12 protein-coding genes are annotated in these 12761 nt (G+C 47.4%); 5 read left to right on the forward strand and 7 right to left on the reverse strand.

The window, feature by feature from the left end:
• Positions 1 to 2: 2 nt before the first annotated feature.
• Positions 3 to 1532: a MocR-like pyridoxine biosynthesis transcription factor PdxR gene (locus BM415_RS21070; RefSeq protein ID WP_244533632.1), complete on the reverse strand. Its 1530-nt coding sequence runs from the start codon at positions 1530 to 1532 to the stop codon at positions 3 to 5.
• 144 nt (positions 1533 to 1676) lie between these two features.
• Between BM415_RS21070 and BM415_RS21075 the strand changes: the two genes are divergently transcribed.
• From BM415_RS21075 to BM415_RS21085, 3 genes are all read left to right on the forward strand, one after another.
• Positions 1677 to 2291 (forward strand): pyridoxamine 5'-phosphate oxidase family protein, encoded by a 615-nt coding sequence (locus tag BM415_RS21075; RefSeq protein ID WP_091161097.1) that lies wholly within the window; start codon positions 1677 to 1679, stop codon positions 2289 to 2291.
• 218 nt (positions 2292 to 2509) lie between these two features.
• On the forward strand, positions 2510 to 3808 hold the full coding sequence (locus BM415_RS21080; protein WP_091161099.1) for an aminotransferase class I/II-fold pyridoxal phosphate-dependent enzyme: 1299 nt from the start codon (positions 2510 to 2512) through the stop codon (positions 3806 to 3808).
• A gap of 201 nt (positions 3809 to 4009) precedes the next feature.
• The gene (locus BM415_RS21085) at positions 4010 to 4132 is read left to right on the forward strand and encodes a sporulation protein YjcZ (RefSeq protein WP_091161100.1); all 123 of its coding nucleotides are present in this window, start codon (positions 4010 to 4012) and stop codon (positions 4130 to 4132) included.
• A gap of 131 nt (positions 4133 to 4263) precedes the next feature.
• Here the strand turns inward: BM415_RS21085 and BM415_RS21090 are convergent, their stop codons facing one another.
• The 6 genes from BM415_RS21090 to BM415_RS21115 form a co-directional block, all read right to left on the reverse strand.
• Positions 4264 to 5481, reverse strand: coding sequence for an ABC transporter permease (locus tag BM415_RS21090; RefSeq protein ID WP_091161102.1), 1218 nt, complete (start codon positions 5479 to 5481; stop codon positions 4264 to 4266).
• Between the two features lie 3 nt (positions 5482 to 5484).
• Complete coding sequence (locus tag BM415_RS21095; protein WP_091161104.1) at positions 5485 to 6231, reverse strand: ABC transporter ATP-binding protein; 747 nt, start codon at positions 6229 to 6231, stop codon at positions 5485 to 5487.
• Positions 6232 to 6248: 17 nt separating this feature from the next.
• On the reverse strand, positions 6249 to 7613 hold the full coding sequence (locus BM415_RS21100; protein ID WP_091161106.1) for a DEAD/DEAH box helicase: 1365 nt from the start codon (positions 7611 to 7613) through the stop codon (positions 6249 to 6251).
• Positions 7614 to 7810: 197 nt separating this feature from the next.
• A complete protein-coding gene (locus tag BM415_RS21105) occupies positions 7811 to 8587 on the reverse strand; it encodes an SDR family NAD(P)-dependent oxidoreductase (protein WP_091161107.1) in 777 nt (258 codons plus the stop codon).
• Between the two features lie 115 nt (positions 8588 to 8702).
• The gene (locus BM415_RS21110; RefSeq protein WP_091161109.1) at positions 8703 to 9161 is read right to left on the reverse strand and encodes a chemotaxis protein CheX; all 459 of its coding nucleotides are present in this window, start codon (positions 9159 to 9161) and stop codon (positions 8703 to 8705) included.
• A 206-nt stretch (positions 9162 to 9367) separates the two neighbouring features.
• Entirely contained in the window at positions 9368 to 10693 is a 1326-nt protein-coding gene (locus BM415_RS21115) for an MFS transporter (protein ID WP_091161111.1), read from the reverse strand.
• A gap of 249 nt (positions 10694 to 10942) precedes the next feature.
• Here BM415_RS21115 and BM415_RS21120 point away from each other — a divergent pair, with 249 nt between their 5' ends.
• Positions 10943 to 11845: a LysR family transcriptional regulator gene (locus tag BM415_RS21120; protein WP_091161113.1), complete on the forward strand. Its 903-nt coding sequence runs from the start codon at positions 10943 to 10945 to the stop codon at positions 11843 to 11845.
• Positions 11846 to 11864: 19 nt separating this feature from the next.
• The gene (locus BM415_RS21125) at positions 11865 to 12674 is read left to right on the forward strand and encodes a histidinol-phosphatase (protein WP_091161114.1); all 810 of its coding nucleotides are present in this window, start codon (positions 11865 to 11867) and stop codon (positions 12672 to 12674) included.
• The last annotated feature ends 87 nt before the right edge of the window (positions 12675 to 12761 follow it).

Below are 12761 nucleotides of genomic sequence, written 5' to 3' on the forward strand. Positions count from 1 at the left end.
TTTCATTTCTCTTGCACACATTTTCCATTACCTTGTTCATGTTTGATATCTTCAAATGCCAGTGTCATCCGTAGAATGCCGTCCTTTATTTCCTCCTCGGATAGATGCGCGTATTTAAAAAAGACTGAAGGTCTGGACGAAATGAGCTGAAATCGGACTCCGTCAGTGAAATATACCCCTCGACGCATGCAGGCCCTCTTAAACGATACATAATCCTCATTGCTGCCTCTCCATAATCCGTAAAAGCCCAGCCCCGCATCTCCTACGAACAGAGTGAACATGTGACCTGCATACTGCTGGATCCAATCCGCAAATTTCCGATGCTTGACCCCATACCGACGGGTCAGCTTTCGAATATGCTTCGCATAGCCGCCACGAGACATCCAAACAGCCAGCGCCCGCTGTTCATATAGACCCGCAGATATCGGATCGTAGTAAGCTTTGGCTGCAACGACCGGCGCTACAAGTGCTGAAGGCAGAACAGCATAGCCCAGACGAAATCCTTCCGGCATCGTTTTGGAGAAAGAACCAATATGAACGACTCTTTGCTCCTGGTCCAATACTTTCAGCGGCTCAATCGGGCGTCCCTGAAAGCGGAACTCGCTGTCATAGCTGTCTTCGATGATAATCGCCTGCCTCTTCCTGGCCCAAGCAAGAAGAGCCAGCCTTCGCTCCAGATTGAGCACAGCACCGGTCGGAAACTGCCGGCTGGGCGTAACAAATAAGAGACGCGCGTCCCAATCCTCAGGAATAATTCCATGATGATCTACGGGAGAAGGAATCACTTCGCCTCCGCACACCTGAACGGCCTGGGCAAATCCCTTAAATCCCGGACTTTCGACTACCGCCTTCTCGCCCTCATCCAATATCACTTGTGTAAGTAACGCTATAGCTTGCATTGAACCGTTGAACAAGACAATTTCCTTGCTGCTGACCATAATCCCGCGGGTCGCCCCCAGATGCGCGGCTATTGCCTCTCTTAAGCGGATGTCTCCTGCGGGATCATACAGACTCTCATACTTCCCCTGATGATTGCTTCTGGACAGAAAGCTCTTCCATTCGGTATATGGAAAATCGGCATCAGGCTGGAGTGACCTATCAAAATGTATTTCTTCTATCTGCTCATGTGCTGGTTGCTCATCCGGCAGGAGAAGATGTGAGCTCATCGCAGTTAACGATTGATACTGAGCAGCTGCTCGTGTCCCCCATGCAGATAATCGGATGTCAGTGTGCCATGTTTCCGGCGATTCACCAGGTATGCCGTCAAAGGCGACATAAGTCCCTCGCCCGGTCTCCGTATGAATATACCCATCTGCCTGCAGCATGTCATAGGCTGTTGCAACAGAACCGCGGGATAGCCCGTATTGGACAGCTAACATTCGAGTAGCCGGCAACTGAGTCCCACGCTGCAGCGTTCCGGACAGAATCGCGTCCCGAATTGCATGATACAGCGCATGGTATTTATAACGGTATTCCTTGATATAACGATCCCAAGAGAGCATAAACTCCATTTTGTTCGATCCTCCGCTCATCTAACTGCTTCCTGTTTGAATTTACATGTATTGTATTTGATTGGACTATAAAAAAACAATGAAATTGGATCTTTTTTCATGACAATCTGCGGACTATTATGTAGAAAAACATTAATTAGCACGATATCAAGGAGGCATACGATCATGAGAAGAAAAGAATTTACCATAGAGCAGGAAGAGGAGATCACTGAATTTCTATCGACACAAACCTTCGGATTCCTCGGCACGGTCAGTCCGGACAACAAACCAAGGGTAACACCGCTCAATTTCGTTTATGATGAGGGTTGTTTTTATTTTCACGGCAGTCTGGCCGGAGAGAAGATGAAGCATATCAAGGCAAACAGCACGGTCAGCTTTACCGTCGCAGAAGAGTATTCTTTGATTCCCTCTTATTTCTCAGATCCCTTGCTCGCCTGTCCCGCCACAGCCTTTTTCAAAAGTGTGTCCGCCAGTGGTCATGCAGAAAAAGTAATCGATCTGAAGGAAAAAGCCCGGGCACTGAACCGATTTATGGGAAAGCTCCAGCCGGAAGGAGGCTACTTGCCAATTGATGCCGATGATCCAAGATATACGGGTGAGTTAAAGGCTGTCGCTGTCGTCCGGATCGTTCCCGAAACGCTGAGTGCGAAGTTCAAATTCGGGCAGAACCTGAAGCAGGACAGGCATGAGCATTTACAGGAGCAGCTTGAGCAGCGAGGTGAAGCAAAGGATGCCGCAACCGTAGAAATGATGCGAAAATATTGCCCTTTTCACGCCTGAATTTATTCCACGTTTTCTCCTTCCAGGAGCCGTTCATACTACCGTTATAGCTTGTTCATGTTTGCTGCAGAACGGTTGTAGATCACCAAAGTAACGCGGTAATGTACTGTAAAGGTCATTTGTATTGTTTTTCCGTGACGACCGCTGTGCTTGGTGCTATAATATGAGGCAGTGTAAATGGTCTCTAATTTATTCAACGACTTGGAAGGATGAAAACGATGAACCCACTGGCTGTACAGCTGAACGAAAGTATTCAAGCGGGCAGCGATCATGTGTACGACATGCTCTCGAGGCTTGGCAAAGAGCTTTATTATCCGAAGGAAGGTATTCTTAGTCAATCGGCTGAAGCTTCAAGCCGCGCGAAGAAATACAATGCAACGATCGGAATTGCTACCGAAGGCGGTAAACCGATGCATCTGCAAGTCATTCAGGAGAAACTATCTGCCTATAAGCCACAGGATTTGTATCCTTACGCACCTCCGGCTGGTAAACCGGATTTACGGGTAGCGTGGCGGAACAAAATGATTGAAGAGACGCCATCCTTACAAGGTAAAATATTTGGCAATCCCATCGCAACGAACGCGCTGACCCATGGCCTCAGCATTGTGGCAGACCTGTTCGTGGATGACGGAGATGCTGTTATATATCCAGATAAAAACTGGGAGAACTATGAGCTTACCTTTGGAGTTCGAAGACATGCACGTTTGGTCAATTATCCATTGTTTAATGAACAGATGAAATTTAACAGCAAGGGACTTAAGGAAGCTCTCCTTGCACAGAAGGATCAGGGCAAGGCCGTGGTTGTCTTGAATTTCCCGAACAATCCAACAGGCTACACTCCAGGCATTGAAGAAAGCAAGGAGATTGTAGCTGTTGTCAAAGAAGCAGCAGAGGCAGGAATTAACGTCGTTGTTGTGACTGATGATGCCTATTTCGGTCTGTTCTTCGAAGATTCCATTCACGAATCTTTGTTTGGAAGCCTGACCGGCATTCACCCACGAGTTCTCCCGATCAAGATTGATGGGGCAACGAAGGAAGAGTTTGTATGGGGATTCCGTGTAGGATTTATAACGTATGCCCATAACAACCAGGACATCCTGTCTGCACTGGAACAGAAGACGCTGGGCATTATCCGCGCAACCATTTCCAGCGGTCCGCATCCTTCACAGACTTTTGTGCTTGATGCTCTGAAATCACCTGAATTTGCAGCTCAAAAAGAAGAGAAGTTCCATATTATGAAGGCTCGTGCAAATACCGTAAAAGCACTGCTCGACAGTGGCAAATACAATGGGGCCTGGGAATACTATCCTTTCAATTCAGGGTACTTCATGTGTCTAAAGTTTACGAAGGTACAGGCTGAAGAGCTTCGTGTGCATCTCCTGAACCAATACGAGATTGGTACCATTGCGCTCGGCGAGCATGATTTGCGAATTGCCTTCTCTTCGCTGGAAGAGAATCAGCTTGAAGAACTGTTCGACACCATCTATCAAGCTGTTCAGGATCTGACGCAAGGTTAAATTTCATTCAATACTGCGATTAAGCAATTCACAGCATCCAAAGAGCAAGCCCTGCCGGTTTCAAATTATGAAATCGGCAGGGCTTTATTTTTCCACACGAAAAGGCAGCCGCCCAAACACGAGGGGTATCTGCATCATAGGATACGTTGTACGCTTCTTCAAGAGAGGCTTACGAATAAGACCTGAAAGGGGTATGAAAATATGTCTGGAACAGAAGAAAGAAGTTACGGTTACGGCGGTGGTTTCGGTGGATACGGCATCGGAGCAATCCTTGTATTGTTCATCTTGCTTGTAATCATCGCTAAATCCTTCTCCTCCTACTAATTGCAGGTAAAAAGCAGCTCAGTGGATGGACGGTAAATTTCATACCTGACCTAACCTCGCGAATAAGTCACCAGGCCATATAGGAAGGGGTCTATCCATGGATAGACCCCTTTCCGCTAATCACCTTACGCTTATTCCGATTCCTCTTCTTTAGTCCATTTCTTCAGTTGCGAGCTTCGGAACATGAGGGCGATGAGTAGGCCAAGAGCAAATGTGAATACCAGCTCTACCCATCTGCCCCACCCTCCGATCAGCAGTGGAATCCACAACAAGAATGTTAACGCAGCCTGTAGTGTATACACAAACTTCAGCACCTGTAATCTCCGGCTCTCTGCTGTTACCGGATAGATATAGATCCAGAAAGAATCACGGTGGTATCGAAGTAATCCGGACAGCTGAATTCCCAGCACGAACAAGAAGAATAAGTATGCTCCACTTCCCCACAAGCTGCCTCCCGTCCAGAACACGAACAAGCCGCCAACAATGGCAAGCCGGATACATATTCCCAGCAGATCACTGCGGATGAAGGTCTTGGCTATTAAGTATTGAAAAGCCTTGTCCTGTCCCCACGGTATCCGTTCAGCTAGTGGTGCAAGCAAACGGCGGGAATGGACGCGCTGCTTGAGCGCGGGGACCTCTACGAAGAAGCCTAATGTCTTGATGACTCTCGCCCCTCTGATCTGCTCGGTTTCGATCAGATACTCCCAATGAACCGGCAATCGTATAGGCAGACGAAGAGAGACGACATACAGCACGGTCAGTATAGCGATGAAGATTAATCCGGGTATGACTTGATGCCATATCCATGCATACAATGACAAGGTGATGACGGCATAACGCAGAAGTCGGTATCCCATCCGTGACGACTTGGATAACATTTGCTGCTCGCACCAGCCTCCGAAGCTGGCAATACATTTTAAAATCACGAGCACAATCAAAAAGAGCAAAAAGGGCTTAGGTTCTCCCTCACTCCGAATGTAGAGCGGCCACAATAGGATGAATAGCAGGATGAGTCCAACTGCTTTGTAGACGATTCCCCGAATAAAGCTGTTTTGCAAATACAGATGCATCCGATATTCCTGAGGTCTTAAGAAAACAATATCGGCCTGACGAAGATAGGTCCGATAGCTGCTGAAGATTACCGGAGCAATGAGCACAACGAGCATGACCCACCGGATAGGAAAGTCATTCGGAACATCTTGCACAAGCGAAGTATACCATGCGGAAAATGCGATCAGAGAAAAGCCAAGGACGACAGCCACCCCGCTCTGCAATACATAGCCTAGATAGGGTGTTATTTGGCTCCAGAATGCACCTCGTCTTGATTTCCATAGCTGCTGCAAATCCATCTTCTAATCCCCGCCTTGTACGAGCTTATAGAATATTTCCTCCAGCGGCGCCTGTCTCATCCCAGATTGAGCGCGAAGCTCCTCCAAAGTTCCCTGTGATATAATCTTTCCGCCATGCAGTATAACGAAACGATCGCAATAGTTCTCTATCGTTGACAGGATATGTGAGCTGAGCAGAATCGAAGAACCCGATGCACGAATTTGCATCATGAAATCCAGGAGTGATCTGATACCAAGCGGATCCAGGCCCAGAAACGGTTCATCAATAATGTAAAGTGGAGGTCTAGCCACAAAAGCGCTCATGATCATAACCTTTTGACGCATTCCTTTGGATAAATGGGCGGACAGGCTGTCTTTTTTGTCCCGCATACGGAACATGTCCAGGAGATGATCGGCCCTCTCTTCAAACTCCGCTTTTGAAACATTGTAGGCCCTTGCGGTAAACTCCAAATGCTCCATAACGGTCATTTCCATGAACAGCTCTGGTGATTCCGGAACAAACGCCATGCCGCTCTGATAAGCTTCCGGATTCTCGTCCCGGCGTTTGCCTCCAATGAGAACCTCTCCTTGATGAGGCACCATCAGACCTAAAATATGCTTCATCGTGGTGCTCTTCCCGGCACCGTTCAGACCGATTAGGCCTACCATTTCACCAGGAGCCACACGAATATCAATATCATGCAGCACCGGCTTCTTTGCACTGTATCCTCCGCTTAATCCGTTAATTTGCAGGATTGGTGTCTGTTCCATCTTATCCCCGCTTTCTTCTAGGACTCGCTGTTATCATTACGCTTATTCTTGAGCCATTTAGGAGCCCCTTTGTTTTTCTTATCTTGCGCCTTCTCATTCTTGCGCCTTCCGGCAGGAGCCGGCTTGTCCTTCGGACGGCCTGGGGCATGGCTGATGCTCGCTTTTGGAGAAGCCGTTCTTGGAGCAGTTTCTTTACTTGGTCCGCCTGCTCTTGAATCTTCGCGGAATGCACTGCGCTCAGCTTGATCGTTCCGTTCCTGTATTTCTCCCCCATACAGCACCCGCTCAATCAGCTCGATTCCGAGCTCTCTTGCGAATTTGCGCATAATGAACGTTTCCTTCTCGCCTACAATGGAAATAACGGTTCCTGTCTTCCCCATCCGTCCCGTTCTTCCTGCCCGGTGAACATAGTGGTCAGAATCAAAGGCCGGATCAAAGTTGATGACCAGAGGAAGATCCTGAATATCAAGTCCGCGGGCCGCTACATCACTGGCTACCAGCAGCTTGATTTTACCTTCTCTGAAATTAGCAAGCACTCTGCTCCGAGTCATTTTATCGGCATCTCCATACAAAGCCGCAGCAGACAGACCCATAAAGTTGATCTTGCCTTCTACTTCCGCAATGGTTTCTGCCGTATTCGCGAACACGATAGCTCTTGACGGATCAAAATGACGAACAATTCTCCGCAGCATGTCCACCTTTTCCCGTTCATTCGCTACAAAATAGAGGTGAGTCAGGCCGCTCGCCGTCATCTGCTCCGGTTCAATGCCTATGGTGATCATGTCGTTCATTTCGCGCTTGGCAAGCTGCTCCATCTCCTTATCCACTGTTGCGGACATGAATACAAGCTGACGATCCCGAAGTGAACGATGCATAATTTGGTCCACATCTCCGGCTCCGCCGAGCTGGAACACTTGATCCACTTCATCTATGACAATCGTCGTAATCTGATGCATCTTCAGCTTGCGAATTTCAATAAGTTCACGTACTCGCCCTGGTGTACCAACTACCACCTCTGGATGTTCCTTGAGCTTCTCAATTTGACGCTTGATTGCCGCGCCGCCAATGAGTCCCAGCGTTTTAATGCCGCGGTAAGTTCCGTACGTTTCGGCTTCACGAACAATCTGCATCGCCAGCTCCTGTGTTGGAGCGAGGATCAGCTTCTGAGTACCCTTAATATCTGTATTTACCGTCTCCAGCACCGGCAGCAAATAAGCCAGCGTCTTTCCTGTTCCTGTCTGCGAGCGTGCAAGCACATCCTTGCCTTCCTTAATTACGGGAATGGTCTGCTCCTGCACAGGAGAAGGTGTCTGTATGCCCCGTTCACCAAGTCGTTCTATCAATCCCGAGCTCAGCCCGAGCGAATCAAATGTCATCGTCATTCAAGTCCATCCTTTGTTATAAATTCATTACAGTTCATTATATGCGAAAAACGTTCACGTACCAAATTACGGTTGTCAAAAAAACAAATGAACGATACAGATGTCTCCATCTGTCTTGCAAAAATGGATGCAAAACGAATCAAATACCACACAAAAAAAGCTCTTGAACACCATTCATGTTCAAGAGCTTTCTGATACTATTTACGATTTAAGAAGCCATACGTAAGCTTGTCCGCCAGCCTCGGGAACAACTGATACAGCCGAATTCCAGCAGCGGCGATATGGGGAAGATTAACTTCCTCCTTCTGTTTGATGATCGCTTGAACCATCTTATCAGCTACGTATTCAGGCTGCATAATAAAGCCCTTCAAGTTGCCAATGTATCCACCGTCGGGATCTGCTGTCTCGAAAAAAGGGGTATCAATCGGCCCCGGATTAATCGTCGTTACCTTGATCCCTGTCTCTCTCAGCTCCTGACGCAGTGCATTGCTGAAGCCAAGAACGGCATGCTTGGTTGCCGTATATGATGCGGACTTTGCGGTTCCAATCTTGCCCGCCATGGATGCGACATTGACGATATGTCCCCGTCCGGATGCAAGCATATGGGGCAGCACAGCCTTCGTCATTCGTACCGTACCCATATAATTTACGTCCATCATTTGTTCAAAAGCCGCTACTGACATGTCCTTCGTCATCTCGAATTGACCGTACCCTGCGTTATTAAGCACAACGTCGATCTGTCCATACCTGTCGATGATCCTCGCAATCAGCGCTTCCACCTGTTCATTATCGGTAACGTCCAGCGGATACCAGTCCGGTGTGCCGGCTATTGAGGCGCTTATCTTCTGCAGCTTGTCCTCCGACCTCGCCAGAAGCAAGGGCAGAGCCCCCTGCTCACTTAGCTTCTGAGCACAGATTGCGCCGATACCGCTGGAAGCACCTGTAATGAGTACTACCTTATCCTTTAACTTCATACTTCTCACCTCCCGAATGCAGCTCACTCATTTATCTGATCATAGTGTACCTGCAAACGGGTTTCAAGATTACACGTTTCATTTAGGCTGTAAGCTGCTCAAGCATCTTTCTGCCTTACGATATCATCACCTGAATATCAAGCTCTCCGATGCCGTCCATCATAAGCGGAATGCTTAGAGCCTGAGTCACCGCATCCATTGCTGGATGCGAGGACTTCGTCACTTGCGGCGGAGTAATATCAACGGCAATGCCCTGATTGTATAGAATCGTGCTTGCGTTTCCACTGATCATATTTCCAAGCTCCGAAATCGCACTTTGCCCCATTTCATCCATCTCCGAAATTACAAATCCGCCCATCATCGCAGAGACGATCCGCAGTGCCACCTGCTCCTGTATTCCGAACACGACCTTCCCGTTCAATTGTCCCGTCATTCCGATTAGAATCCAGATGTGATCCTCGAGAAATTCAACTTGCTTAATACCCAGCTTGCCAGCGGAAGGTGAAATCTGAATCAATTGCTCAAATACGAGCCGCGCGGACTCCAAAAAAGGATTAATCACTTCGGCTTTCAACGATTGCGCCCCCTTACTAGGTTAATGGTCACGAATCAAAAGTCCCATTATTTTAACAACATTATACTTGAAGCCACACCAAAATTCATTACGAATTCAAGCCAAAGGCCCATAATTATTGTTATCGACAAGTAAGAAGTGAATATTTATACCAAATTGCATTTAATCCACGGTTGATCCACATATAAAAAAATGGTTCTATAAGACTATAGTGTTGCAGCAGGAGGTTTCCCTTGATTCCTTGTAATCGGCGGCACGAAATCCTCTAATGCCTCGGCTTCCCCTTTAGCCAAATTAACCCGAGTCAGCATCCATATGCCAGCAACAAAAAAGATAAGCACAGATAGAATAGCCAATCTGCTCGTTCCCGTGACTGCTGCCGTAAAGCCGAAGACAGCAGGTCCAAGTGCAGCAGATACTTTACCGGACAGACTCATGAACCCAAAGAATTCGGATGTCTTATGGGCAGGCACCAGGCGGCTGTAAATGGACCTTGCCAAAGACTGAGATCCTCCTTGAACCACCCCTACCATAAATGCCAAGATATAAAAATGGAGAGCCGTTTCCATAAAGTATCCGAAAATAACAATGACCACGTAAAACCAGAGCGATAGATACAGAGAACGCTTGGCTCCAATCTTACCCGCAAGCTTCCCGAACAAAAAGGTAAAGGGGACACCCACAAATTGAGTAATGAGAAGTGCTGTAATTAGGTGCGTTGTACCGATCCCGATTTCAGCTCCGTAAATGGCAGCCATGCTGATGATCGTGCTGATTCCATCATTAAAGAACCAAAATGCAATTAGATATTTGAACAATTCAGGATACTTCTTCACGTGAAGAAGTGTGCTCGCCACACTTTTGACACTGTGGAGCGCAGTTTGTCCCACAGAACGGCCCGCAGATCGTGAAGCACTCGTATCACGCAGAGGAAATCTTCGAAATAGCGGAATGGCAAACAGCAGCCACCATAATCCAGATGTCAAAAATACAAGCTGCATCGCTTGAATTTGCGACGTAAAGCCGATGCTTTCCCAACCTTGGATCATAACGACATGAACCAGAAGCAGCAGCCCTCCTCCAATGTAGCCAAACATGTAGCCGCGTGCGGAGAGCATATCCCGTTCAGAAGGAGCGGCAATATCTCTCAGCATGGAATCATAGAACGTATTTCCGCCTGAAAAGCCCAGTGTGGCAATAATAAAAAGAATGGATACAAAAATATAATCCCCTGTCCCGGTCAGTGCCATAGCCGAGCTCGCGGCTGCTCCCAATATGGCTGCAATCATTAAATAGGTGCCTTTGCGTCCCCCCACATCCGCTGCTGCTCCTAATAAGGGAGAGAGCACGGCCACAAGAATCATGGCGATGGTTTGGGAGAAAGCCCAGTAGCTGGTCGCTATCGCATCATCCAGTCCCGCTGCCGCAACATTTTGATAGAAGATAGGAAGTACGGCCGCAATCATTGTTGTTGCGAAGGCGGAATTCGCCCAGTCGTACATGACCCATGCACGTGCCTGTTTTGGATCCATTTGTAACCCCTCCATAATTCATTTTCTATTTTAATAATTATTTGAGGCATATTTTTTAGATTCCATATGATCACTTTACATGAGATATGTTAAATAAATTTGCATTTTACATAAACTGCTGAACAAGACACGGGCAGGATCTACATTGCTCTGCCGGTTCCAATCGCCTATAATTTAGTAGAGTACTTTCAAGAGAAGACAACGCGATTAGCGAATTATTATGCAACCTATGAAGTCAGGAGGCTAGTCATGAACATCAGTCAATTGGAGACACTGATAACGATTTCCAAAACGATGAGCTTCCGTAAAGCCGGAGAACTTCTTAATTTGACACAACCTGCCGTCTCAGCTCAGATCAAAAGCCTTGAAGATGAGTTTCGAACGGTGCTTGTGGACAGATCACAGCCGGTTGCCCTAACCGATCGCGGCAAGGTATTTCTGAACCACGCCGAACGGATTCTTGAGATTGTGGATGAGCTGAAGCTGAAGCTGCTGGATCTTGATCAGAATCCACAGGGACATATTTTACTGGGCACAACCACATCCATTGCCATTCAAATCCTGCCCCGCATCCTGTCCTATTTTCAAGATCAGTTTCCACGGATCAAGACAAGCATTCAATCCATGCCTTCATCACAGATCTATGAGCAAGTGGAGAACGGGATGATTGACGTCGGAATCGGTTATCTTATTGAACGGAACCCTAACTTAAGCACCTCCACCCTGTACTATGACACGTTCGAATTGGTAGTCTCACCTAAGCATCCCCTGGCAAAGAAAAAACACGCTACGATTGATGCGCTGGGTACAACGCCACTCATCATGCTGTCACCGGATACAGTGGGTCGCCGGTTTGTAGATAATATCTTGGATAAACACAGGATTGAGCCCAATATCGTGATGGAATTGTCCAGCAGTGAAGAAGTTAAAAGAATGGTGGAGCTGGATCTCGGCGCAGCCGTCATCTCCAAGCAAGCCATTGCTGCAGAGCTTCGTCTCGGGACGCTGGTCATGATACCGCTCAGTGAGCTGGAGGTCAGCCACCCTGTCGGGGTCATTTATAAATCCAGCCGATATTTGAATTCAGCGATGCAGCAATTTCTGAGTGACCTCAAAGGAATGCCAGAAACGCAGTTTGTGAGCTCGGAATAATGAAGAAGGAGGAACATGAATGAAATTTGACCTGCATACGCATCATTTCCGCTGTGGACACGCCGATGGAAATATACGCGATTACGTAGAAGCTGGTATATCGGCTGGACTTGCCGCCATTGGCATATCCGATCATACTCCCTACTTCGGCAGCGAAGAGGAGCAACCCTTCCCGAAGATCGCGATGGCCAAAGCAGAGCTTCGTCATTATGTACAGGAAGTTCTGGATATTAAGAAGGAGTATGAAGGAAAAATTGATGTCCTGCTCGGCATCGAATCCGATTTCTTTCCTGAAGTTGCACATATCTATCATGAGACGCTCAGCAAGTACCCCTTCGATTATATCATCGGTTCTGTACATAGCACCGGCGGTGTGAGCATTTTTAACAAAAACAGATGGAAAGGTCTGGACAGTCGGGAAAGTCTTCAGGTAAAAGAAGCTTATTATGACCTGATCCGGCAATCCGCGAGAAGCGGCATGTTTCAAATTCTTGGGCATATCGATGCCATGAAGGGAAATTACCCTGCATTTGCCGACATTCCTGCTAACATGGCTATAGATGAGACCTTAAAGGTCATTGCTGAGGAAAAAATCGCGATTGAGATCAACACTTCAGGGAAGACCAAATTATGCGGGGGCTGGTATCCTGCTGATGAGATTCTGGAGAGAGCCCATTATTACGGTGTATATGTTACGTTCGGATCTGATGCGCATAAGCCGTCTCGTGTTGGAGACGAATGGGAGGAAGTCCGCACTAGACTGATAGAGATCGGATTTAACGAATGGGTGTATTACAAACAGAAGCAAATGCAGATTGTTCCCCTTTAATACAACGAAAAAAACTGTCAGGCCGCATACTGCGGTCTTTTTTTATGTAAAAGAGCAAAAAAAGTGGACCCGCTTCTCAAATAAACG

It is taken from the genome of Paenibacillus sp. 453mf (assembly GCF_900116105.1).
GTDB lineage: Bacteria > Bacillota > Bacilli > Paenibacillales > Paenibacillaceae > Paenibacillus > Paenibacillus provencensis.

What these genes read in the sequence shown, in the direction of transcription:
- BM415_RS21100 (WP_091161106.1), bottom strand. Translation starts at nt 7,613, where the DNA reads ATGACGATGACATTTGATTCGCTCGGGCTGAGCTCGGGATTGATAGAA.
- BM415_RS21075 (WP_091161097.1), top strand. Translation starts at nt 1,677, where the DNA reads ATGAGAAGAAAAGAATTTACCATAGAGCAGGAAGAGGAGATCACTGAA.
- BM415_RS21070 (WP_244533632.1), bottom strand. Translation starts at nt 1,532, where the DNA reads ATGAGCGGAGGATCGAACAAAATGGAGTTTATGCTCTCTTGGGATCGT.
- BM415_RS21115 (WP_091161111.1), bottom strand. Translation starts at nt 10,693, where the DNA reads ATGGATCCAAAACAGGCACGTGCATGGGTCATGTACGACTGGGCGAAT.
- BM415_RS21090 (WP_091161102.1), bottom strand. Translation starts at nt 5,481, where the DNA reads ATGGATTTGCAGCAGCTATGGAAATCAAGACGAGGTGCATTCTGGAGC.
- BM415_RS21095 (WP_091161104.1), bottom strand. Translation starts at nt 6,231, where the DNA reads ATGGAACAGACACCAATCCTGCAAATTAACGGATTAAGCGGAGGATAC.
- BM415_RS21120 (WP_091161113.1), top strand. Translation starts at nt 10,943, where the DNA reads ATGAACATCAGTCAATTGGAGACACTGATAACGATTTCCAAAACGATG.
- BM415_RS21105 (WP_091161107.1), bottom strand. Translation starts at nt 8,587, where the DNA reads ATGAAGTTAAAGGATAAGGTAGTACTCATTACAGGTGCTTCCAGCGGT.
- BM415_RS21125 (WP_091161114.1), top strand. Translation starts at nt 11,865, where the DNA reads ATGAAATTTGACCTGCATACGCATCATTTCCGCTGTGGACACGCCGAT.
- BM415_RS21085 (WP_091161100.1), top strand. Translation starts at nt 4,010, where the DNA reads ATGTCTGGAACAGAAGAAAGAAGTTACGGTTACGGCGGTGGTTTCGGT.
- BM415_RS21080 (WP_091161099.1), top strand. Translation starts at nt 2,510, where the DNA reads ATGAACCCACTGGCTGTACAGCTGAACGAAAGTATTCAAGCGGGCAGC.